This window comes from Leifsonia sp. 115AMFTsu3.1 (assembly GCF_004362795.1).
Lineage (GTDB): Bacteria > Actinomycetota > Actinomycetes > Actinomycetales > Microbacteriaceae > Leifsonia.
Map to the genome: position 1 here is coordinate 109,841 of NZ_SNYB01000001.1, position 20,834 is coordinate 130,674.

The 20,834-nt window shown below is 68.5% G+C and carries 22 protein-coding genes and 1 tRNA gene; 10 read left to right on the forward strand and 13 right to left on the reverse strand.

Annotated elements, in window-relative coordinates; translation table 11 throughout:
* The first annotated feature begins 47 nt into the window (after positions 1 to 47).
* On the forward strand, positions 48 to 470 hold the full coding sequence (locus tag AXZ95_RS00600) for a rhodanese-like domain-containing protein (RefSeq protein ID WP_018189041.1): 423 nt from the start codon (positions 48 to 50) through the stop codon (positions 468 to 470).
* A gap of 6 nt (positions 471 to 476) precedes the next feature.
* Here the strand turns inward: AXZ95_RS00600 and AXZ95_RS00605 are convergent, their stop codons facing one another.
* Entirely contained in the window at positions 477 to 1,340 is an 864-nt protein-coding gene (locus AXZ95_RS00605) for a DNA-formamidopyrimidine glycosylase family protein (protein ID WP_018189042.1), read from the reverse strand.
* Positions 1,341 to 1,388: 48 nt separating this feature from the next.
* Between AXZ95_RS00605 and AXZ95_RS00610 the strand changes: the two genes are divergently transcribed.
* On the forward strand, positions 1,389 to 1,814 hold the full coding sequence (locus AXZ95_RS00610; protein WP_026306989.1) for an NUDIX hydrolase: 426 nt from the start codon (positions 1,389 to 1,391) through the stop codon (positions 1,812 to 1,814).
* Here the strand turns inward: AXZ95_RS00610 and AXZ95_RS00615 are convergent.
* Both AXZ95_RS00615 and AXZ95_RS00620 read right to left on the reverse strand, forming a co-directional pair.
* Positions 1,811 to 2,014: a PspC domain-containing protein gene (locus AXZ95_RS00615; protein ID WP_029042900.1), complete on the reverse strand. Its 204-nt coding sequence runs from the start codon at positions 2,012 to 2,014 to the stop codon at positions 1,811 to 1,813. The two genes, AXZ95_RS00610 and AXZ95_RS00615, sit on opposite strands and share 4 nt — an antisense overlap.
* A 78-nt stretch (positions 2,015 to 2,092) precedes the next feature.
* Positions 2,093 to 2,671: a hypothetical protein gene (locus AXZ95_RS00620; protein WP_018189045.1), complete on the reverse strand. Its 579-nt coding sequence runs from the start codon at positions 2,669 to 2,671 to the stop codon at positions 2,093 to 2,095.
* 121 nt (positions 2,672 to 2,792) lie between these two features.
* On the opposite strand from AXZ95_RS00620, the gene AXZ95_RS00625 reads away from it, so the two are divergent.
* Positions 2,793 to 3,332 carry a peptidylprolyl isomerase gene (locus AXZ95_RS00625; protein WP_018189046.1) on the forward strand — a complete coding sequence of 180 codons (540 nt, stop codon included), beginning with the start codon at positions 2,793 to 2,795 and terminating at the stop codon, positions 3,330 to 3,332.
* 23 nt (positions 3,333 to 3,355) lie between these two features.
* Entirely contained in the window at positions 3,356 to 4,213 is an 858-nt protein-coding gene (locus tag AXZ95_RS00630; protein ID WP_026306991.1) for a rhomboid family intramembrane serine protease, read from the forward strand.
* A 212-nt stretch (positions 4,214 to 4,425) separates the two neighbouring features.
* Here the strand turns inward: AXZ95_RS00630 and AXZ95_RS00635 are convergent, their stop codons facing one another.
* Complete coding sequence (locus AXZ95_RS00635; RefSeq protein WP_018189048.1) at positions 4,426 to 4,686, reverse strand: cell division protein CrgA; 261 nt, start codon at positions 4,684 to 4,686, stop codon at positions 4,426 to 4,428.
* A 109-nt stretch (positions 4,687 to 4,795) separates the two neighbouring features.
* Here AXZ95_RS00635 and AXZ95_RS00640 point away from each other — a divergent pair, with 109 nt between their 5' ends.
* Genes AXZ95_RS00640 through AXZ95_RS00645 form a run of 3 tightly spaced genes read left to right on the forward strand, consistent with a single transcriptional unit; the run spans position 4,796 to position 6,352 of the window.
* Entirely contained in the window at positions 4,796 to 5,557 is a 762-nt protein-coding gene (locus AXZ95_RS00640) for a class E sortase (protein WP_231371155.1), read from the forward strand.
* A 1-nt stretch (position 5,558) separates the two neighbouring features.
* Complete coding sequence (locus AXZ95_RS19535; RefSeq protein WP_018189050.1) at positions 5,559 to 5,717, forward strand: hypothetical protein; 159 nt, start codon at positions 5,559 to 5,561, stop codon at positions 5,715 to 5,717.
* On the forward strand, positions 5,714 to 6,352 hold the full coding sequence (locus AXZ95_RS00645; RefSeq protein ID WP_018189051.1) for an anthranilate synthase component II: 639 nt from the start codon (positions 5,714 to 5,716) through the stop codon (positions 6,350 to 6,352). Before AXZ95_RS19535 ends, AXZ95_RS00645 begins: the two co-directional genes overlap by 4 nt.
* 43 nt (positions 6,353 to 6,395) lie before the next feature.
* Here the strand turns inward: AXZ95_RS00645 and pknB are convergent, their stop codons facing one another.
* The 7 genes from pknB to AXZ95_RS00680 form a co-directional block, all read right to left on the reverse strand.
* The gene (gene pknB, locus AXZ95_RS00650) at positions 6,396 to 8,090 is read right to left on the reverse strand and encodes a Stk1 family PASTA domain-containing Ser/Thr kinase (protein ID WP_196802415.1); all 1,695 of its coding nucleotides are present in this window, start codon (positions 8,088 to 8,090) and stop codon (positions 6,396 to 6,398) included.
* Between the two features lie 78 nt (positions 8,091 to 8,168).
* On the reverse strand, positions 8,169 to 9,893 hold the full coding sequence (locus AXZ95_RS00655; protein ID WP_018189053.1) for a serine/threonine-protein kinase: 1,725 nt from the start codon (positions 9,891 to 9,893) through the stop codon (positions 8,169 to 8,171).
* Positions 9,890 to 11,344 (reverse strand): penicillin-binding transpeptidase domain-containing protein, encoded by a 1,455-nt coding sequence (locus AXZ95_RS00660; RefSeq protein WP_018189054.1) that lies wholly within the window; start codon positions 11,342 to 11,344, stop codon positions 9,890 to 9,892. The genes AXZ95_RS00655 and AXZ95_RS00660 overlap by 4 nt, the downstream gene beginning before the upstream one ends.
* A 1-nt stretch (position 11,345) precedes the next feature.
* The gene (locus tag AXZ95_RS00665) at positions 11,346 to 12,752 is read right to left on the reverse strand and encodes an FtsW/RodA/SpoVE family cell cycle protein (protein ID WP_018189055.1); all 1,407 of its coding nucleotides are present in this window, start codon (positions 12,750 to 12,752) and stop codon (positions 11,346 to 11,348) included.
* Positions 12,736 to 13,986 (reverse strand): Stp1/IreP family PP2C-type Ser/Thr phosphatase, encoded by a 1,251-nt coding sequence (locus AXZ95_RS00670; protein ID WP_018189056.1) that lies wholly within the window; start codon positions 13,984 to 13,986, stop codon positions 12,736 to 12,738. The genes AXZ95_RS00665 and AXZ95_RS00670 overlap by 17 nt, the downstream gene beginning before the upstream one ends.
* 3 nt (positions 13,987 to 13,989) lie before the next feature.
* Complete coding sequence (locus tag AXZ95_RS00675; protein ID WP_018189057.1) at positions 13,990 to 14,580, reverse strand: FHA domain-containing protein; 591 nt, start codon at positions 14,578 to 14,580, stop codon at positions 13,990 to 13,992.
* A complete protein-coding gene (locus tag AXZ95_RS00680; protein WP_018189058.1) occupies positions 14,577 to 15,314 on the reverse strand; it encodes a DUF3662 and FHA domain-containing protein in 738 nt (245 codons plus the stop codon). Before AXZ95_RS00680 ends, AXZ95_RS00675 begins: the two co-directional genes overlap by 4 nt.
* A 142-nt stretch (positions 15,315 to 15,456) precedes the next feature.
* Between AXZ95_RS00680 and AXZ95_RS00685 the strand changes: the two genes are divergently transcribed.
* Positions 15,457 to 15,540, forward strand: a tRNA-Leu gene (locus AXZ95_RS00685).
* A 73-nt stretch (positions 15,541 to 15,613) separates the two neighbouring features.
* Here AXZ95_RS00685 and AXZ95_RS00690 read toward each other — a convergent pair.
* A complete protein-coding gene (locus tag AXZ95_RS00690) occupies positions 15,614 to 16,876 on the reverse strand; it encodes a TetR family transcriptional regulator (RefSeq protein WP_231374287.1) in 1,263 nt (420 codons plus the stop codon).
* Between the two features lie 127 nt (positions 16,877 to 17,003).
* Here AXZ95_RS00690 and AXZ95_RS00695 point away from each other — a divergent pair, with 127 nt between their 5' ends.
* Together AXZ95_RS00695 and AXZ95_RS00700 are read left to right on the forward strand one after the other, a co-directional pair.
* Complete coding sequence (locus AXZ95_RS00695) at positions 17,004 to 18,308, forward strand: MFS transporter (RefSeq protein ID WP_018189060.1); 1,305 nt, start codon at positions 17,004 to 17,006, stop codon at positions 18,306 to 18,308.
* Positions 18,305 to 20,086: a glycoside hydrolase family 3 N-terminal domain-containing protein gene (locus AXZ95_RS00700; RefSeq protein WP_018189061.1), complete on the forward strand. Its 1,782-nt coding sequence runs from the start codon at positions 18,305 to 18,307 to the stop codon at positions 20,084 to 20,086. The genes AXZ95_RS00695 and AXZ95_RS00700 overlap by 4 nt, the downstream gene beginning before the upstream one ends.
* Positions 20,087 to 20,158: 72 nt before the next feature.
* Here the strand turns inward: AXZ95_RS00700 and AXZ95_RS00705 are convergent, their stop codons facing one another.
* Positions 20,159 to 20,728, reverse strand: coding sequence for a hypothetical protein (locus AXZ95_RS00705; RefSeq protein WP_231374288.1), 570 nt, complete (start codon positions 20,726 to 20,728; stop codon positions 20,159 to 20,161).
* Positions 20,729 to 20,834: the final 106 nt, after the last annotated feature.

Here is a 20,834-nt window from a genome sequence, read left to right on the forward strand (position 1 = left end):
TCCTTCAGCCGGCCGCCGGGTTTTCCTAGTCTCGTGGCATGACGACAATGACCGAAGACGCCATCCAACACTTCGCCGCGAAGCTCCGCTTCGAGTCCGATCCGTCCGACGTGCACGCCGCGTTCGAGCGTGGCGAGCGCTTCGTCCTCATCGACAGCAGGGCCGCCGCCGCATGGAGTCACGGACGCGTGGCGGGAGCCGTTCACCTCCCGACCGCGGAGATCGAACGTCGGGCGCCGGGGTCGATTCCCCTGGACATGCCCGTCGTCGTCTACTGCTGGGGTCCGGGATGCAACGGCTCGACGCGCGCGGCCCTCGCGTTCAGCCGGTTGGGCTACGAGGTGCGGGAGATGATCGGCGGCTACGAGTACTGGGCGCGAGAGGGACTCCCGACCGTGGATGACTCCGGGCCGATCGAGCGGTCGGTCGACCCGCTCACCGCGCCTCCCGGGTTCGAGTGCGCCTGCTGAACCGGACTACTTCAGGAGCCGGGAGAGCACACGATCGGCCAGCGGCTTGCCGCCGGTCTGGCACGTGGGGCAGTACTGGAAGGTCGAGTCGTGGAAGATGACCTGCCGGATGGTGTCGCCGCACACAGGGCACGGCTGACCGGTGCGCCCGTGGACGCGGAGGTTCGACTTCTTCTCGCTCTTCAACTCTGAGGCGGCGAGTCCGTCCGCTCGGGCGAGAGCCTCCCGCAGCGTCGACTGCATGGCCTCGTACAGGCGGGCGATGTCGTCGGCCGCCATGTTGGCCGGCTTGTACGGCGACATCTTGGCGACGTGGAGGATCTCGTCGGAGTAGGCGTTCCCGATCCCCGCGATGAGCGATTGATTGCGGAGCACGCCCTTGATCTGCGCGCGCCCCTGCCCGGCGAGGATGCCTGCGAACGCCTCCTCGGTGAACGACGGGTCGAGCGGGTCGGGTCCGAGGCGCTGGATGCCGGGCACCTCGGCCGGATCGCGCACGACGTAGATGGCGAGGCTCTTCTTCGTTCCGGCCTCGGTGATGTCGAGTCCGGAGCCGTCGTCCAGAACGAGCCGGGCAGCGAGAGGGCCCTTGCCCAGGCGCCCGTTGGGCGGTGGCGGAGGGGAGTCGCGCCAACGGATCCAGCCGGCCCGCGCAAGGTGCACGACGATGTGGAGCTCTCCTGCGGCGATGTCGAGGAACTTGCCGTGACGGCTCACTCCCGTGATCGTCAAGCCGTGCAAAGCGTCGGCCGGCGGGTCGAAGGTCTTCAGTGCGGAGAAGGCGACGATGCTCAACCGGTCGATGACACGCTGCTTCAGCCGGCCATCGAGGTCGGCGGCGAGGGCGGTGACTTCCGGCAGTTCGGGCATCACCCCTAGTCTGCCCTCGACCACCGACAATGGCAGTACGTTGGTTCGATGGATATCAGAGTGGCTGCATATGGCGTCATCGTCGACGGCGACCGCATCCTGCTCGCGCACTGGAACGACGGCGGCCGCTCGGGCTGGACCCTGCCGGGCGGCGGCATCGACCCGGGAGAGGACCCGGTGGATGCCGTGGTCCGCGAGATCGCGGAGGAGACCGGCTATGTCGCCGAAGCCGGCGACCTGCTGGGGATCGACTCGAAAGTGATTCCGGCTGAGCACCGGTTCCTACCGGATGCGGGGCCGCTGCACGCCCTGCGGATCGTCTACCGCGCGCAGGTCGTCGGCGGATCGCTCACCAACGAACTCGACGGCACCACCGACGAGGCGGCGTGGTTCCCACTCGACCGCATCCCGAGTCGCCGCGTCGAGCTCGTCGACACGGCACTCGAGATGGCGGGACTGACCGGCCGTCGCTAGACCGTCGCGGCGCCGCGTCCCTGCTCGCCGGGGATGACGATCCACATCACCAGGTAAGCGATGAACTGCGGGCCGGGAAGCAGGCACGACAGCAGGAACAGGACGCGGACGGTCCACGGCCGGAGGCCGAACCGGTTCGCCAAGCCGGCGCACACGCCGGCGATCACACGGCCATCACGGGGACGCATCAAAGTGCTCATGCATCCCAGACTCGCAGCGGCGCGCACGCCGCACCATCGGGGTAACCCCCGAACAGACCCTGAGCGGGTGGTCGAACCCTACTGCTGCGCCGTGTCGGTGGCCGCGGGCGTCGTCGGGGTCGTGGGCTCCTCGTCGGCGACCCACAGCTCGTCGTCGGCGCGGAAGGTCTGCCACACGGCGTAGAGGAGGCCGACGGCGGCCACGATGCCGAGACCGATCGCGATCACACCACCGGCGCCGGGGCCGGACTTCTTCGCGGGTGCCTTCGGCTTCTTCGAGAGCTCCTTGCCCGCCTTCTTGAAGTCGCCGGAGAAGGCGGCCGCACGAGCGGCGCGCGCGTGGTCGACGACCGAGAGCGCAGTGCCGACGGCCGTGCCCACAGCGGGGATGACGTCCGTCACGACGCGCTGGCGTGCCTGGCCCGCGTAGTGGCTCGCCGTGTCCTTCGCGGTCTGAGCCGCGGGGCGCACGTACTGGTCGTAGCCGTCACGGACGCGCGGCGCGATCTCCTCACGCGTGTAGTAGGCCGCCTGCTTGCGCGCCTCGGCAGCGAGGGCGTTGGCGGTGGCCAGTACCTCCTGCTGCTGAGTCCACAGGTCCTCGGCTCCGCTGCGCAGTCGCTTGAGCTCCTTCTTGCGCTTCCGTGTCAGGCTCATCTGTTCCTCCGTTGGTCGGGGTGGCGACTGACTCCATCTTGCCACCGAAAGGGCTGGGGATGGCCCGAGAGGTCTCGAGCCCGCCCAAGTCAGCTATACGCGCTGTGCAAGAATTGATGCCATGTCTAAGCACACCGCTGTCGCCACGCTCCACACTAACTACGGAGACATCAAGGTCAACCTCTTCGGCAACCACGCGCCGAAGACGGTGCGGAACTTCGTCGGGCTGGCGACGGGCGAGATCGAGTGGACGCACCCCGCAACGGGCGAGAAGTCGAAGACTCCTCTCTACGACGGCGTGGTCTTCCACCGCATCATCCCGGGCTTCATGATCCAGGGCGGCGACCCGCTCGGACAGGGCGTCGGCGGACCGGGCTACCAGTTCGACGACGAGATCAGCCCCGATCTCGACTTCACGCAGCCGTACATCCTGGCCATGGCGAACGCCGGCATCCAGGGCGGCCGGGGCACCAACGGCTCGCAGTTCTTCATCACCGTCGCGCCGACCACCTGGCTGCAGGGCAAGCACACCATCTTCGGCGAGGTCGCCGACGACGCGTCGCGCAAGATCGTCGACAAGCTGGCCGAGGTCCCGACGGACGCTCGCGACCGGCCGCTGGACGACGTCGTCATCGAGTCCATCGACATCGAGCAGGTCTGAGGAAGGACGGGCGAGCAGGACACATGACTCAGCCCGTCGACGCACGCGCGAACTACTGCTACCGGCATCCTGACCGGCAGAGCTATGTGCTCTGCCAGCGGTGCGGCCGGACGATCTGCCCTGAGTGCCAGACCCCGGCTGCCGTCGGCGTGGTCTGCCCGGAGTGCATGGCGCAGCAGCGTGCCACCCACCCCCGCACGAAGCCGGCGTGGGTGACGCGGCTCACCGGCTCCGGCGCGCCGGTCGTGACGTACGCGATCATCGCGGTCTGCGTGCTCGTCTTCATCGTCCAGACGCTGGGATCGCTGCTCAACCTCCCGGTCAACTCGGCCCTGGTGTACGCGGGGGCTTACTCGTACCCGAGCGGGACGTTCGGTGTGGCCTTCGAGCCGTGGCGGATGTTCACCAGCGTGTTCGCGCACGCCAACATCATCCACATCGCCCTGAACATGTACACGCTGTTCATCTTCGGGATGGCGCTGGAACCCCTGCTCGGTCGTGCGCGTTATCTCGCGCTCTTCCTGATCAGCGGGTTCGCGGGCTCTCTGGGCGTGCTGCTGCTCGCATCGCCGGTCCAGCCCGTTCTCGGAGCGTCCGGCGCCATCTTCGGTCTGTTCGGCGCCTTCTTCATCATCCAGCGCCGTCTGGGCGGGAGCGCGACGCAGATGCTCGTGCTGCTGGCGATCAACCTCGGCATCGGATTCCTCCCCGGGTTCAACATCGCCTGGCAGGCGCACGTCGGCGGACTGATCGGCGGCGTCCTGGTCGGCCTCATCTATGTGGAGACCCGGCAGCCGCAGCGCCGACGCTGGCAGTTGCCGCTCCTCGTGTTGCTCTGCCTCATCTTCGTCGCCGTGAGCCTCGTCCACTTCTTCGTGTAATTCCCCACACGGCGTGGATAAGTTATCCACAGGCTTATTAACACTGTGAGGAATTACACGCCTGTAACTCTCCACAGGCTTATTAACACTGGGGAAATCAGCGCAGAACGCGCGGCAACTGTTCACAGGGTGCCTGTGGACAACTGTGGAAAACACGAAGCCCGGGGCGGCTGACGCCGTCCCGGGCCCGAAAAGACACGGAGAGTCGCGGGCTACCGCCAGCGGGTGGTCATCAGGAAGCCGATGAACGCGATGCCGAAGCCGACGAGGATGTTCCACGCGCCGAGCGCGGGGATGGGGTACTGGTTCTGGCTGACGTAGAAGACGATGATCCAGATCAGGCCCAGCAGCATGAAGCCGAACATGACCGGCTTGAACCAGACGGGGTTCGGAGCCTCTTCGCCGGATGCCGCGGCGCTGCGCTCGGCGCGGACGGGGCGCTCGGTTCTGGTCTTGGACTTGCTGCGTGCCATAGCACCACAGTGTAGCGGGGAAGCTCCGGAGGACGCTGATCCCCCCGTCCGGGGGAGGGCCTGTGGACAACCGTGACGATTCTCAGCGAGCATCCCTAGAATCAGCGACGTGACTTCGAGGGAAACCCGCGCCGGACGGCCGCATCGCCGCCCGACGGTGCTCGGCGTCCTCGGCGAGCTGCTGATCACGGCGGGAGTCCTGGTCCTGCTGTTCCTCGGCTGGCAGATCTGGTGGAACAACCTCGTGCTGGCCGGCCAGCAGACGAACGCGGCGGCGCAGCAGAGCCAGAAGTGGATCGACGACGCAGTGAAGGCGCCGAAGCCCACGCCCGACACGTCGACCGCTCAGGTCGATCCGCCGGTGATGGCGAAGCCCGCTCCCTACCAGCCGTTCGCGGTCATCTATGTTCCGCGCCTCGGCCCGGACTGGAAGCGCACCATCCGTCAGACCGTCGATGTCGAGCGCGTGCTCAACAGCTACACCGCGGGGGTCGGCCACTACATCGACACGCAGCTGCCCGGTCAGGTCGGCAACTTCGCCGTCGCCGGCCACGACTCGGGATGGGGCAACACCTTCATCGACCTCTCCAAGCTGCGGATCGGCGACCGGATCTACGTGCAGACCGCCGACGGCTGGTACACCTACACCTTCCGTAACTTCGAGTACGTGCAGCCCTCAGCCGTGCAGGTCCTGCTGCCCGTGCCCCGTCAGCCGCAGGCCACCCCGACCGAGCGGCTCATGACCATCACGACCTGCAATCCGCCGTTCCACGCGGGGGAGCGGCTCATCGCCTACAACGTCTTCCAGTCGTTCGCGCCGCCGCAGGACGTTCCGAGCGAGATCGCCGCAGCGGTCGGGCAGGGAGGCTGACATGTACGGAGCTCTGTGGCGCGTGCTGCCCGGTCCGGTCTGGCTGCGCATCATCCTGCTGCTCGTGCTCGTGGCCGTGGTGCTGTTCGCTCTGGTGACCTGGGTATTCCCCTGGGTGGATTCGCTCCTCGGGCCACAGGAAGGTACCGTGGGCCCGTGACTCGCGTACTCGTCATCGACAACTACGACAGCTTCGTCTACACGCTGAACGGCTACCTGCGCGAACTCGGCGCGGAGACCGACGTCGTGCGCAACGACGACGTCGCCGTGGCCGACCTTCCGGCGAAGCTGGCCGAGTACGACGCCGTGCTCGTCTCACCGGGCCCGGGCAAGCCGGCCGACGCGGGAGTCTCCATCCCGGTCGTCGAGCAGGCGCTTCGCACCGGTCAGCCGCTGCTCGGGGTGTGCCTCGGTCACCAGGCCATCGCGGAGGCGTTCGGCGGCGTGGTCACCAACGCCGAAGAGCTCATGCACGGCAAGACCTCGCAGGTCAGCCACGACGACAGTGCTCTGTTCGACGGTGTCGCTCAGCCCTTCACGGCCACGCGGTACCACTCGCTGGCGGTCGTCGATGGGACACTCCCCGAGGACCTCCACGTGACCGCGCGCACCGCCGGCGGCGTGATCATGGCCCTGCAGCACGCGGATGCGCCGATCTACGGCGTCCAGTTCCACCCCGAGTCGGTGCTCACCGAGGGCGGATACCGGATGCTCGGCAACTGGCTCGAGGTCGCCGGTCTGGCGGGCGCCGCAGAGGCATCCCGCGCCCTCAACCCGCTCGTCAAGCTGGGCTGACGCAGGCGGGGACGCAAAAGCGAACCCCGCCGGCCGCTCGGACTCAGCCCGAGCAGTACGTCAGGTCGACCGTGGTCCCTTGCGGCACGTCGCCCGGAGCGACCGACTGTGTGTGCACCATCGTCGCGCCCTTGTCCTGCGGGCAGCTGGGATCCGGCTTTGGATTACCGGTCAGTCCGAGCTGCGACAGGATCCCCGTGGCGGCCTGGATGGTCTGACCGGTCAGATCGGTCAGCGTCACCTTGCCGCTCGACACGTGGAGCCCGATCGCGTCGCCCTCGTGCGCCGAGGTGTTGGCGGCCGGATCCGTCTTGATCACCACGTTCGCGGGCACGCTCGACGAGTTCTCGGACGTTGTCGGGCCGACGGTGAGTCCGGCCTGCTGCAGCGCCTGTGTTGCAGCATCCACGGTCATGTTGTGGACATCCGGGACCGTGACGGTCTTCTTGCCCGTCGAGACGTAGAGCGTGATGGTGTCGCCCGACGCCACCACGATGCCGGCGCCCGGATCCGTCCGGATCACCTGGCCCTCGGCGTAGGTGGGGCTCGCCTCGGTGACCTGCGCCCACTTCAGCTTCATCTCGTCGAGCTGCGCGGTGGCCTTGTCGAGCGTCTGGCCCGACAGGTTCGGCACCTTGTGCGACGAGTCCGGCATGGTCGTGCTCGGTGCGAGACGCAGCACCCAAGCGAGCACGGCCACGATGACGACCGCCATGATCGCGATGCCGGCCCAGATCCAGATCACGGGTGGGCGACGCTGGGTGCGCGTCATGGTCTGGTCTTCGGCCAGCTGACGGAAGGCGGCCTCCGGACCGGAGACGGCGCTCGGCGGAGCGCCGAACAGGGTCTCGGCCAGCTCGTCCTCGTGCTTGCGCTTCGGGATGCGGCCCGCGGCGGCCTCTTCGAGGTCGGCTCGGAACTCCGCCACCGTCTGGTAGCGCTCGAAGCGGTCCTTCGTCATCGCGCGGGCGACGACGACATCCATCGCCGGCGACACCTTGGGGTTGATGGTGCTCGGGGGGACGGCGGTCTCGCTGACGTGCTGGTACGCGATCGCCACCGGGGTGTCGCCGCGGAACGGCGGACGCCCAGTGAGCATCTCGAACAGCACGACACCGGTCGAGTAGAGGTCGGTGCGCGCGTCGACGGACTCGCCCTTGGCCTGCTCCGGGGAGAAGTAGCTGGCGGTGCCCAGCACCGCGGTGGTCTGCGCCACGGTCGCCGAGGAGTCGCTGATGGCCCGGGCTATGCCGAAGTCCATCACCTTCACCTGGCCGGCCTTCGTGATCATCACGTTGCCCGGCTTGATGTCGCGGTGCACGACGCCGGCGCGATGCGAGTACTCGAGCGCGGTGAGGATGCCCTCGGTGATGCGCACGGCCTCCGCGCGCTCCAGCGGGCCCTTCTTGATCAGGTCTTTGAGGAGGACGCCGTCGACGTACTCCATCACGATGAAGGGCAGCTGCGCCTCGTGGCCGTTCGGCTCGCGCACCGTCTCTTCTCCGGCGTCGAAGACGCGGACGATCGTGGGGTGCGTCATGCGGGCGGCGGCCTGCGCCTCCTGCCGGAACCGGGTGCGGAACGCCGGGTCGGTCGCGAGGGACGGCTTGAGCAGCTTGATGGCCACGGTGCGGCCCAGGCGGGTGTCGGTGCCGCGATGGACGTCCGACATACCGCCCCGGCCGATGAGTTCGCCCACCTGATATCGGCCTGCGAGCAGGCGGCTATCTGGGCTCAATGCGAACTCCTTCTCGGTGACGACTCCGGCTAGTGTAGCGGGGCGATTCTGGATGTCTCCTCGGGCGTATTCGGCTGCTCAGCCGTTGCCGCCGCCCGTGTTGCCGCCACCGCCGCCGGCACCCGGCGTCGGAGTGGATCCGACGACCTCGTACGACGTTGCGGGCGACTGGCTCGACTCCACCGACTCGCCGCAGAAGATCGTGTACGTCAGCTGGTACGTCGCCGCGGTGCTCGGCGACCACACCATCTTGGTGTCGTTGACCGGAGTCTGCGGCTGCCCGTTGATGTACAGGCGGCGGCCGACCAGGTTCTGCCCTGCGGGGCAGGTGGCCGAACCGAAGTTCACCGTGATCTGCGAATTCGGGGTGCCCTGACCCGACGGTGGCGTGGCCGAGACGGTGTCGGTCGGCGTCGGGATCGGCGCGACAGGACCGTAGACCTTCACCGAGACGGTCGAGCCCTTCGGCACCGGACCGGTCGGGTTGACCGAGTAGACCTTGTTGGCCTGGTCGTTGGTGGTCGCCGCGTTGCCCTGCGAGACGTCCGCGACCATCCCGAGACCCTGCAGCTTGTCGCGGGCCTGGTCGGCGGTGAGGCCGAGGAAGTCGCTCTCGGTGATCTGGACCGTGTTGCTGGTGGGCGTCGGGGTGGGCTTCGGCGTCGTCGGCTGCGTCTGCGTCGGAGTGTTCGACGGCGTGGGCGTCGGGGGCGCCTTGGGTGCGACGACCAGGGTGATGATCGTGCCGATCAGGACGAGCGCGAGCAGCGCGATGAGGGCGATCAGCGGCCATGTCCAGCGGCTGCGCTTGCGCTCCTCGACGGGGGCGGCGGCCTCCTCGTCGACGACGGGCGCGACGGCGGTCGCGGGGAGCACGGTGGTCGCGGCCGTCGGTGCCGCTGGCGGCTGCATCAGGACGGTCGCGGCATCGGTCATGGCCGCGCCGCCGAGGATCGCGGGCACGGACTGAGCGGCGGCGCGCACGTCGCCGCGGCGGAGCGCCTGGGCGGCGCGCGCCAGGTGGGCGGCGGAGGCGGGGCGGTCGGCCGGGTTCTTGGCGATGCACGCGAAGACCAGGTTGCGAACGGGCTCCGCGACGGTGGCGGGGAGCTCCGGCGGCGCCTCGTTGATCTGCGCCATGGCGATGGCGACCTGCGACTCGCCCGTGAACGGCCGACGGCCGGCCAGGCACTCGTACGCGACGATGCCGAGCGAGTAGATGTCGGTGGTCGGCGAGGCGGGGTGACCGGACGCCTGCTCGGGCGAGAGGTACTGAACGGTGCCCATGACCTGACCGGTGGCGGTGAGCGGCACCTGGTCGGCGATGCGAGCGATGCCGAAGTCGGTGATCTTGACGCGGCCATCGGGCGTGATGAGGAGGTTGCCCGGCTTGATGTCGCGGTGGACGAGACCGGCGGCGTGAGCGGCGTGCAGGGCGGCGGCCGTCTGAGCGACGATGTCGAGCGTCCGGTCGGTGCTGAGGACGTGCTCCCGCTCCAGGATGCTCGAGAGCGCCTCGCCGGGGACGAGCTCCATGACGAGGAAGGCGCTGCCCTCCTCCTCGCCGTAGTCGTACACATTGGCGATGCCTTCGTGGTTGACGAGGGCGGCGTGACGCGCCTCCGCGCGGAAGCGCTCGAGGAAGCCCGGGTCGCCGAGGTACTCGTCCTTCAGGATCTTGATGGCGACGGTACGGCCGATGACGAGGTCGGTGGCCTGCCACACCTCGCCCATACCGCCGATCGCGATCCGCGACTGCAGCTCGTAACGTCCCCCGAAGGTGAGCCCTGCTGTGGGTCTCATTTATTCAGCACCGCCTCTAGTACTTTCCTCGCGATCGGAGCGGCGATGGAGTTACCCGTGCCGCTCTGACCCTGTCCACCGCCATTTTCGACAACTACAGCCACAGCGAACTCCGGGTCGTTCGCCGGCGCGAAACCGGTGAACCACAGCGAGTAGGGGTCGTCATCCCCGTTCTGCGCCGTGCCCGTCTTACCGCCGACCTGAACCCCACCTATTCTTGCATTGCTCGCCACGCCGTGATCGACGCCGTCGACCATCATCTGCTTGATGGTGTCGGCGTTCTGCTGGCTCAGCGGCTGCGAGAACTCCTTGGGCTGGAAGCTCTCCAGCGTCTGCAGATCGGGTGACCGGATGGAGTCCACCAGGTTCGGGGTCATCAGCGTGCCGCCGTTGGCGATCGCCGCCGAGACCATCGCCATCTGCAGCGGCGTCGCGCGGTCGTCCTTCTGTCCGAAGGAGCCCAGAGCGCGCTCCGCCGCGTCGGGATAGAGCGGGTACACGCTCTTCTCGACCGGGATGGGGATGCTGAACGACTGGTTGAACCCGAACTTGTCGGCCTGGTCCTTGATGACCTCGGGCTTCAGCTGCATGCCGAGCTCGGCGAACGGGATGTTGCACGACAGGATCTGCGCCGTCGCGATCGAGACCGTCGCGCCCGGCCCGCAGGTCGTGAGCGAGTCGTTCTTGACGACCGTGGGGGAATCGGGCAGCGGGAGGGAGGCCGGGTTGGGGAGCTGGCTGTCCTTCGTGTACTGCCCGGTGCCGAAGGCGGAAGCGCTCATCACCGGCTTGAACGTCGAACCGGGCGGGTTGAGGTCTCCGCCGATCGTCCGGTTGATGAGCGGGTCGCCCGGGGCGGCGAGGAGCTGGTTGTAGGTCGACTCGACCGCCTTGCCGTCGTGCGACGCCAGGGTGTTCGGGTCGTACGTGGGCTTGGACACCATCGCCAGGATCTTCCCGGTCTTGGGCTGCAGCAGCACCACGGCGCCCTGGTAGTCGCCCAGCGCATCCCACGCCGCCTGCTGCGCAACGGGGTCGATCGTCGTCTCGACCGTCGCGCCCTGCGGGTTCTTGCCGGTCAGGATGGCGTTCACGCGCTCGAAGAACTGGGAGTTCGACGAACCGCTCAGCTTGGAGTTGAGGGCGCCCTCGAGGCCGGTCGGCTCGCCGTTGATCGGGAAGAACCCGGTCACGGCCGAGTACAGGGGACCGTTGCTGTAGACGCGCTGCCACTTGTAGACGTCGTTGGACGGCACGGACTGCGCGATCGGCTGACCGGCGACCAGGATCGCGCCGCGCTGCGCCGAATAGCTGTCGTTCAGGGCACGTGTGTTGCGCGCATCGGCGCCCAGCGCATCCGCCTGGAACACCTGGAGGATGGAGGTGGACACCAGCAGCGCCAGGAACATCGCCAGCACGATCGTGCTGACGCGCTTGATCTCGCGGTTCATCTCAGCTCACCACCAGCCGGGGTTGGTTGCGGACGGTGTCGGACAGTCGCAGCAGGAGCGCCACGATGATCCAGTTGGCGACCAGCGACGACCCTCCGGCAGCGAGGAACGGCGTCGTCAGACCGGTGAGCGGGATGACGCGGGTCACACCGCCGATCACGATGAAGCACTGCAGGGCCACGGTGAACGACAGGCCGACCGCGAGCAGCTTGCCGAAGTCGTCCGCGCCGGCGAAGCCGATGCGGAGGCCGCGCGCCACGAAGACCAGGTACAGCGCGAAGATGGCGAAGATGCCGGCGAGACCGAGCTCCTCGCCCAGGCTCGCGATGATGTAGTCGCTCTGAGAGACGGGGGTGATCCACGGCTGGCCTTGGCCGAGCCCCGTTCCGATCAGCCCGCCGTGCGCGAGCCCGAACAGCCCCTGGACCAGCTGGAAGCTGCCGCCCTGTGCGTCGTAGACGCCCTGCGAGAAGGGGGTCAGCCAGTTCGCGAAGCGGTCGTGCACGTACGGGAGTACCTGGCTGGCGACGACGGCGCCGCCGACGATGAGCAGGAGGCCGAGGATCACCCAGCTGATGCGCGCCGTGGCGACGTAGAGCATGACGAGGAACAGGCCGAAGATGAGCAGACCGGTTCCGAGGTCGCGCTGGAAGACGATGACGGCCATCGACATCAGCCAGACGATGAGGATCGGTCCGAGGTCTCGAGCGCGCGGGAACCGCATCCCGAGGAACTTCTTGCCCACCATGGAGAGGGAGTCGCGCGCCTGGACCAGGTAGCCGGCGAAGAAGATCGCGAGGCAGATCTTCGCGATCTCGCCGGGCTGGAAGCTGAACGGGCCGATTCCGATCCACACGCGGGCGCCGTAGATCTCGCGGCCGATGCCCGGGAGCATGGGCAGCAGCAGGAGCACCAGCGCGGCGAACCCGAAGAGGTAGGTGTAACGCTGCAGGATGCGGTGGTTGCGGATGAGGACCACGACGAGGATCGCGCAGATGATCGCGATGGCGCTCCACACGATCTGCTTGACGCCCGCGCTGTCCCATCCGGCGTCCTTGTAATGGATGTCGATGCGGTAGATCTCGGCGATGCCGATGCCGGTCAGCAGCGTCGCGATCGGCAGCAAGAATGGGTCGGCCTGCGGGGCGACGAACCGGAGCGCGATGTGCATGCCCAGCACCAGAGCCGAGAGCCCTGCCCCGAGGTAGACCAGCGTGAGATCGACGTGGCCGAGCGCGCCCAGCTGCACCAGCACGACGGCCGCCGCGTTGATCGCGCACGCGATGACCAGGAGGAACAGCTCACGGTTGCGGAGCTTCGCGGGCAGGCGCAGCCGTTTGACCGGCCCGGTCGCGTTCCGGGGCGGCGTCGCCTGCTCGCGCGCGGCCGTTCTACTGTCCGCCGGCATCGCTCAACTGCTCCACGATCGTCTTGGCCGCCGGAAGGTCGTCGGCGTTGATGGTCTGCTCCACCTGCTGTTTGTCGTACTCGGGGAGGTCGTCCACCTTCACGTCGGACTCCTCGTACAGGTGCGAGAGGCTGATGGGCCCGATGCCCTGCTGGACCCCCTGGTAGATCGCGACGTGGCGGTCCGGTGACATGCCCACGAAGTAGCGGGACTGCGTCCACTGGTAGCCGAAGAAGATGGCGAGCACGATGGCGACGACCAGCAGGATGAGGCCGATCATCCAGGTGAGCCGGCGGCGACGGACGCGACGGGCGTCCTCCTCGATCAGCTCGTCGAGGTAGTCCTCGGACTGCGGCTCGAAGTGGGTGGGGCCGGTGGCCGGGCGGATGGGATGCAGGCGCAGTCCGGGAAGGCGCGCCGCGCGGGTGGTCGGCTTCGGCTCGGTACCGAACTGGAGAGGCGACGCGGCGGACCCGACCGTGACCGGCTCTTTGAGCACCTCGCCGCGGGACGTGTCGGCGATGTCGACGATGACCACGGTGACGTTGTCGGGCGCGCCGGCGTCGAGGCTGTGTTTCAGCAGCCGGTCGGCGACCTGCTTCGGGCCGTCCTTCGACGCGAGCGCCGCCAGCATGTCGTCGTGCTTCACCACGCCGCTCAAGCCATCGGAGCAGATGAGCCAGCGGTCGCCCGGGCGCGTGTCGAGCGTCCAGGTGTCGATCTCGGGGGACGCATCCACATCGCCCAGAACGCGCATCAGCACGGAGCGGCGGGGATGGACCATCGCCTCCTCCTCGGTGATGCGTCCGCTGTCGACCAGACGCTGCACGAAGGTGTGGTCGGTGGTGACCTGCTTCAGCTCGCCGTCGCGGTAGAGGTAGATGCGGGAGTCGCCGATGTGGGCGAACGCGATCTGGTCGCCGACGCGCACCATCGCACTGACGGTGGTGCCCATCCCGGTGAGCTCGGGATGCTCGAACACGGTCTCGGCGAGGAGCGAGTTGGCGGCGATCAACGCGGACTGCAGGGCGAACTCGGCTTCGGAGGCGGAGGCGTACTCACGGTCGGCCTCGCGGATGCGGGTGACCGCGATCGCCGAGGCGACGTCTCCGCCGGCGTGACCGCCCATGCCGTCGGCGACGACGAACAGGTCCCGGCCGGCGTAGCCCGAGTCCTGGTTGTTCGAGCGGATCTTCCCGACGTGGGAGAGGGCCGCCGCCTTGTTCGCCGCCACCGTCTACCGCCGCAGCTCGAACGTGGTCGTGCCGATCTTGATCGGCGTGTCGAGCGGGACCTGGGTCGGGACGGTCACCCGGCGGCCGTCGAGGAACGTGCCGTTGGTGGAGTCGAGATCCTGGATCATCCACTCGTCGTTCCAGAGGAGCAGGCGGGCGTGGTGGGTGGAGGTGTAGTCGTCGCGGATGACGAGGTTCGATTCGCCGGAGCGGCCGATGGTGATGGGATCGCGGCCGAGGGCGAGCTCGGTGCCGGCGCGCGGTCCGGACGTGATGACGAGGCGGTGCGCGCTCTGGACGCTGGCGTTCGTGTGGCCGCCCGCGCGGTTGGCGCCCGACGGCAGCGACGAGACCGGTGCCGACTTCATCACCGGTTCGGTCGGGCCGGCGGGCGCAGCGGCAGCGGGGGCGCTCGCCGCGGCTCCGGCCGGGAACGGCGAGGCGGGTGCGGGCTGAGCCGATTCGGGCAGCTTGCGGACACGCTGGCCGAACATGTCGCTGCGCAGTGCGTAGACGATGCCGAAGACGAAGAGCCAGAGGACCAGCAGGAAGCCGAACCGCAGCACCAGCAGGGTCAGCTCGCTCGGGTTCACGATGGGCTCCAGAAGTTGCCGACGTCGTGCCGCCGGGTGGCATCCTCCGCACGGCCACGGGGGGCGGGCGCCGCCTGGGGGAGGACACGGAACACGATGCGGGTGCGCCCGAGGGTCACGACGGATTCGGGCTCCAGGATCGCCTTGCGCAGGGGCTCTCCGTCGAGCTTGGTTCCGTTGGTCGAGCCGAGGTCCTCCACCTGGGCGCGGCGGCCATCCCACGTGATCATGACGTGGCGGCGGGAGATGCCGGCGTCGTCGACCGTGATGTCGGCGTCCGCCCCGCGCCCGACGACGGTGCGGGAGTGGGTGAGCGGGTAGTGCTTGCCGTTGATGTCGAGGACCGGGGTCCAGGCGACGTCGCCCTTCACGTTCTCGGACTCGACCTGGAGCATCCCGACCGACAGGTCCGGGTCTTCCGCGAGGTCGATGGAGATGCCGCCGGCGAACGCGTAGTGCTGGCTCGCCGCGTGCTTCTGGACGAAGTCGATCAGCTCGTCGGTGAGGGCGGCGCCCATCGATCGCATGCGCGCGTAGTCGGCGGACGACATCCGCAGCACGAAGCTGTTGGGGGCGAGGACGCGGTCGCGCGCGACCACGGCGGCCTTCGTGTCGAGTTCCTTGCGGAGCGCGCTGGTGAGCTCGACCGGCTGCAGCCCGGAGCGGAAGGTCTTCGCGAACGCGCCGTTGACGGCGCGCTCGAGCCCCCGCTCGAAGTTGTCCAGAATGCCCACAGTCTCCCGCTTCCGGCTCGATGACTACATGCATGTTAGTCGGAACCCTGGAAAAGGGACTGGCTATACGGTGAAGATCAGCCCTGCGGAGGACGCCCGGATTCGTGAACGATCCCGGCGTCGTGTTAGAGTTCCTGGGTTCGCGCGAGTGGCGGAATTGGCAGACGCGCTGGCTTCAGGTGCCAGTGCCCGCAAGGGCGTGGGGGTTCAAGTCCCCCCTCGCGCACGGACGTGAAAGGGCCGGATCGAGACATCGATCCGGCCCTTTCCGCATGTCCGGCAGGCGTGCGCGAAACCGGTCAGCTTCGCGTTTCGGGCAGGATGTCCGCGAAGTGTGCGCGCAGCTGCGCGGCTACGTCGACCGTGTCGTGGTCGTAGAGCCACTGGTATTGCAGGCCGTCCCAGAGGGCGAGGAGCCACAGCGCTTCGTGGTCGGGATCGCGGTGAGGCGGGAGGACGCCGTCGTCCGCGGCGGCCCGGAGAAGGGTGGCGAAGCCGTCGAGCGCGACGGCGAAGCGGTGCTCGAAGTAGGCGTGCGCATCGTGGGTTCGCGGTGTCGCCTCGGAGGAGATGACGGCGTAGAGCTCGATCAGTCCGGGCTGCTCCGCCTCGTTGGTGGCGGCTCCGTCGGCGAAGCTGCGGAGGACATCGGCGGCGGATGCCCCCGCGTCCGGCGTACCGCGGTCGTCGATGCGGCGGTCGCGCTCCCGCATGACCTCGTGCAGCAGAGCGTCCTTCGAGGAGAAGTGGTGGTACAGCGCCGACTTCGAGACGCCGACACGTGTGGCGATGTCGAGGAGGCTGGTGTCGCCGTAGCCCTCCCGCGCGAACAAGGTCATGGCGCCGTCGACGATCTTCGCGCGGCGCTCCCGTCCGGTGCGGTAGCCCGTCTCTGCGGCGGACGGCTCCTCGGCGATCGGGGGGAGCGGGGGCGCAGGCGGAAGCGGATGCGTCGCCGGGTGCGTTCCGGGCTCCCGCCAGCCGAGTGGACGCGCGATCAGCTCCTGATGGCGGTCCAGGGTGGCGGCGACATCGACGCGGTCCCGAAGGTACTGCTGCAGCATCCGCAGGCCGTCCCAGGCTGCGGTCAGGCGCAGCGCCTCGTCCTCGACCGACCGGTCGGCCGCGACGAGGCCGCTGTCGACGCCCGCGGCGAGGGCCTCTGCGCGCCGGGCTCGCAGCTCGGAGGCGCGGTCGCGCATCCATTCGTGCAGGGGATGCGAGGGTGCTGAGGCCTCGCCGGTGAGTGCGGCGAAGAGGGCCGCGTGACCCGGGACGGCGTCCTGTCGGTGCGCTGTGGCGGCGAACGGCAGCGCGTCGGGCGGGGTCGCTGCTGCTGCTGCGGAGGCATCGAGCCGGCGGGCGACCTGGCCCAGCAGCTCCTCTTTGCCGGCGAAGTGCTTGAGGAGCGCGGGATGCGTGATGCCGGCCTCCGCCGCGATGTCGCGCAGCGACACGAACCGGTAGCCGTTGCGGCAGAACAGATCGGTGGCGGCGTCGAGGATCGCCTGCCGTGTCGCGGCGGCGCGCGCGAACCGTGTCCCATCGATGACCGACGTCACGTGCACCTCCCCGACCTCATCATCGTAGTCAGGTTACCGTAGCGTCGGATTTCAGTTACCACGCGGTCGCTTTTGTGTGTATGCTGGCCGCCATCGTCAAAGCCGACGGTACGAAAGGACTCGAGAAATGACAGAGCTGTCTCCCGCCGCGACAGCGGCGGCAACCGGGACCACCGGTATCAAGACGCCCGGCACTACGCCGGCGCGAACTCCCCGCGGCTACACGCCGGCGCTCTCGGCCGTGAACTTCGGCGTCCTCCTGGCGCTCCTCACTCCGGTGCTCGTGTCGATGGCCTTCAAGGTGCAGCACCTCAGCGCATCCACGGAGGAGGCGACGGCGCAGCTCGGACTCGTCCTCGGCGTCGGAGCCCTGTTCGCCCTGGTGGCGAACCCGCTCGCAGGCCGGCTGTCGGACCGCACCACCTCCCGGTACGGGATGCGTCGCCCGTGGATCCTCGGCGGCAGCATCGTCGGCGTCGGCGCGTTCCTGCTGATCGGTGCGGCGACATCCATCTGGGTCGTGCTCATCGGATGGTGCCTGGTGCAGGCCTCGCTCAACGCCGTGCTCGCAGCCGCCAACGCGACGCTTCCCGATCAGGTACCCGCGGCCAGCCGTGGCAAGGTCTCGGGCCTCGTCGGCGTGACCACGCCCCTTGCGATCCTCGCGGGCAGCTTCCTCATCAACTTCATCGGCGACGACCTCCTGCGCTTCCTCATCCCCGGCCTGATCGCGCTCGTGCTCGCGGTGATCTTCGTCGCAGTGCTCAAGGACCGCCGCCTCATCGAGAAACCGCGCCAGAAGTTCACCGTCGGGCAGTTCTTCGGTTCGTTCGTCTTCAATCCGGTCAAGCACCGCGACTTCGGCTGGACGTGGCTGACCAAGTTCTTCGTGATGTTCGGCTACGCGGGCATCGCGACCTTCCTCCCCTTCTACCTGACCGAGAAGTTCCACCTCGACGAGCAGGGCGCCATCTCGACGATCCTGCTGGCGAACCTGGCGTCCACCGTCGGCATGGTGATCTCCAGCCCCATCGGCGGTTACCTCTCCGACCGGCTCGGCAAGCGCCGCCCGTTCGTCGCGGCGGCGGGCGTCATCATGGTCGTCGGACTGGTCGTTCTCGCGTTCGCGCCGACGGTGGCGATCGTCATCCTCGCGCAGGCCGTGATCGGCCTCGGAGCCGGGTCGTTCTTCTCCGTCGACCTCGCCCTCGCCACCCAGGTGCTGCCGAGCCCCGACGACACGGCCAAGGACCTCGGCGTGCTCAACATCGCCAACGCCCTTCCGCAGTCGATCGCTCCCGCCATCGCACCGGGGATCATCGCGCTCGGCTCCGCGACCGCGATCGGCGGTTACTCGGTGTGGTACCTCTTCGGCGCCCTCATCGCACTGCTCGGCGCCGTGCTCGTCTACCGGATCAAAGGAGTGAAATGACCGACACCGCCACGGACACCGCCCTCGCCACCCGCCCTTGGCTGGACGCGCAGCGTCCCGTCGCCGAGCGCGTGGAGCTGCTGCTCGCCGAGATGACCCTGGAGGAGAAGGCCGGGCTCTTCTTCCACACCATGATCGGGATGGGTCCCCTCGACGAGCCGAACCCGACGTTCTCGCTCCCCTCCGCGGTGGAGTACGTGGAGCGCCGGCACATGTCGCACTTCAACCTGCTCGGCGTCGCGCCGACCGGGCGGGAGATCGCGGAATGGCACAACGCTCTGCAGCGGCTGGCCGCATCCACTCGGCTCGGGATTCCCGTGACGCTGTCGACGGACCCGCGGCACTCATTCACCGACAACCCCGGGACCGCGATGCTGTCCGGGCCGTTCTCGCAGTGGCCGGAGCCGCTCGGGCTCGCGGCGATCCGCAACGAGGACACGGTCGAGCGTTTCGCTGACATCGCGCGCCAGGAGTACCTGGCGGTCGGCCTCCGCGTGGCACTCCATCCGCAGGTCGACCTGGCCACGGAACCGCGCTGGTCGCGCCAGGCGGCGACCTTCGGCGAGGATGCCGAGCTCACCTCCCGGCTGGGCGCCGCATACGTCCGCGGCTTCCAGGGCCGATCGTTCGGCGCAGGATCCGTGTCGACGATGACGAAGCACTTCCCGGGCGGCGGTCCGCAGAAGGACGGGGAGGACCCGCATTTCGCCCACGGACGCGAGCAGGTTTATCCCGGCGACGCCTTCGAGCTGCACCTCCGGCCGTTCGAGGCGCTCATCGAGGCGGGCACGCGCCAGATGATGCCCTATTACGGGATGCCGGTCGGAACCGCGTACGAGGAGGTCGGGTTCGGCTTCAACCGGTCGGTCATCACCGGTCTGCTCCGCGAGCGCTTGGGATTCGACGGGCTGGTGTGCACGGACTGGGGACTGATCACCGATGCCGAGATCTTCGGGCAGCCGTTCCCCGCGCGGGCCTGGGGCGTGGAGCACCTGACGCCGCGCGAGCGGATGAAGAAGATCATCGACGCCGGCGCCGACCAGTTCGGGGGAGAGGCGTGCCCGGAGCTGCTGATCGACCTCGTCGAGTCCGGCGATGTCCTCGAGTCGAGGATCGACGAGTCGGCGCGGCGCATCCTGCGCGAGAAGTTCGAGCTCGGACTTTTCGAGTCGAGCCTGGTCGACGCGGAGGCCGCTGACGCGATCGTCGGGAAGGACGACTTCCGTGCCGAGGGAGAGAAGGCGCAGCGCGCATCCATCACCCTGCTGGTCAACGGTCACGATGGCGAGCCGGTGCTGCCGCTGCGCGGGCGCCCGCGGCTCTACGTCGAGGGCATCGACGCTGAGCGCGCTGCAGCCTATGGCGATGTCGTCGCGACGCCCGCCGACGCCGACGTGATCGTGGTGCGGCTGCAGGCGCCGTACGAGGAGCGTCCGACGGTGTTCGAGAGCCTGTTCCACTCGGGGTCGCTGGAGTTCCCCGCCGAGGTCGTCGACCACGTGCGGGAACTCGCCGAGCACGCGCCGACGATCGTCGACGTGTACGCCGATCGGCCGGCGATCCTCGAGCCCCTGGTGGATGCGGCCAGCGCTCTGACCGTCAACTGGGGCGCAAGCGCCGAAGCGCTGCTCGATGTGCTCACCGGCCGGTTCTCGCCGCAGGGGTCGCTGCCGTTCGACCTGCCGCGCTCGATGCGCGCCGTGGAGGAGTCGCGCCCTGATGTGCCGTTCGACACCGCCGATCCGCTGTTCCGGTTCGGCGACGGGCTGCGTTACTGACGCGACCGAGTCGCACGCCCTGCCCGAGCGGGACCCCCGATCTTCCCGGGGGTCCCGCTTTCGTGTGCCGGGCTACCGGAGGGTCACCGAGTTGGCCTGGTCGTTCATGCTGCCGAGCGACGACGCGTTGACGGCGTAGCCGTAGGACGCACCCGTGTATGCCGTGCCCTGCCACAGCTTGGTGCTGCATCCGGAGAAGCTCTTGAACGAGCTGACCCGGCCCGACCAGCCGACGTTCCCGAGCGGGCCGAAGTACCAGGTGGTGCTTCCGTTGCAGGCGCTCGAGTTGGTGATCTGGAAGAACGATCCGCCGTACCCGGCGTCGTCGAAGAGCTGGCTCTGCACGAAGGTGGCGCGCACACCCTCGGGAAGGACGCGGGCGGCGGGTGCGGCGTCGGTGGCGGCGACCGGCCAGCTCGGCGGCGTGACCACCAGCAGGTGGGTCTGGTCCAGCACGGCCCGGTTGAGATCCTCGCCGGCATCCACGCACACCAGCGTGCGCGTGCCCAGGTCGTAGGAGCAGGACTGCGCGGGCGGCTCGGCAGCGGCAGCGGGCACGACCGTCACGAACGTCGCCGCGATGGCCGCCGCCGCAGCCAGAACCGACGCCGCACGGCGCGTCAAAACAGACGATCTCTTCATCGACTTCCCCCCGAAGCGGATACTGCCCGGCCCCTGCCGAGCACGCCCATTCTGCCCCACCGACGTCGCGGCCGACCGATTTCGAGATTCGTTGAGAGGATTCGGC

Excerpts from the sequence above, each read along its gene's own strand:
- AXZ95_RS00600 (WP_018189041.1), top strand. The coding sequence starts at position 48 with ATGACCGAAGACGCCATCCAACACTTCGCCGCGAAGCTCCGCTTCGAG.
- AXZ95_RS00605 (WP_018189042.1), bottom strand. The coding sequence starts at position 1,340 with ATGCCCGAACTGCCGGAAGTCACCGCCCTCGCCGCCGACCTCGATGGC.
- AXZ95_RS00610 (WP_026306989.1), top strand. The coding sequence starts at position 1,389 with ATGGATATCAGAGTGGCTGCATATGGCGTCATCGTCGACGGCGACCGC.
- AXZ95_RS00615 (WP_029042900.1), bottom strand. The coding sequence starts at position 2,014 with ATGAGCACTTTGATGCGTCCCCGTGATGGCCGTGTGATCGCCGGCGTG.
- AXZ95_RS00620 (WP_018189045.1), bottom strand. The coding sequence starts at position 2,671 with ATGAGCCTGACACGGAAGCGCAAGAAGGAGCTCAAGCGACTGCGCAGC.
- AXZ95_RS00625 (WP_018189046.1), top strand. The coding sequence starts at position 2,793 with ATGTCTAAGCACACCGCTGTCGCCACGCTCCACACTAACTACGGAGAC.
- AXZ95_RS00630 (WP_026306991.1), top strand. The coding sequence starts at position 3,356 with ATGACTCAGCCCGTCGACGCACGCGCGAACTACTGCTACCGGCATCCT.
- AXZ95_RS00635 (WP_018189048.1), bottom strand. The coding sequence starts at position 4,686 with ATGGCACGCAGCAAGTCCAAGACCAGAACCGAGCGCCCCGTCCGCGCC.
- AXZ95_RS19535 (WP_018189050.1), top strand. The coding sequence starts at position 5,559 with ATGTACGGAGCTCTGTGGCGCGTGCTGCCCGGTCCGGTCTGGCTGCGC.
- AXZ95_RS00655 (WP_018189053.1), bottom strand. The coding sequence starts at position 9,893 with ATGAGACCCACAGCAGGGCTCACCTTCGGGGGACGTTACGAGCTGCAG.
- AXZ95_RS00660 (WP_018189054.1), bottom strand. The coding sequence starts at position 11,344 with ATGAACCGCGAGATCAAGCGCGTCAGCACGATCGTGCTGGCGATGTTC.
- AXZ95_RS00665 (WP_018189055.1), bottom strand. The coding sequence starts at position 12,752 with ATGCCGGCGGACAGTAGAACGGCCGCGCGCGAGCAGGCGACGCCGCCC.
- AXZ95_RS00695 (WP_018189060.1), top strand. The coding sequence starts at position 17,004 with ATGACAGAGCTGTCTCCCGCCGCGACAGCGGCGGCAACCGGGACCACC.
- AXZ95_RS00700 (WP_018189061.1), top strand. The coding sequence starts at position 18,305 with ATGACCGACACCGCCACGGACACCGCCCTCGCCACCCGCCCTTGGCTG.
- AXZ95_RS00705 (WP_231374288.1), bottom strand. The coding sequence starts at position 20,728 with ATGAAGAGATCGTCTGTTTTGACGCGCCGTGCGGCGTCGGTTCTGGCT.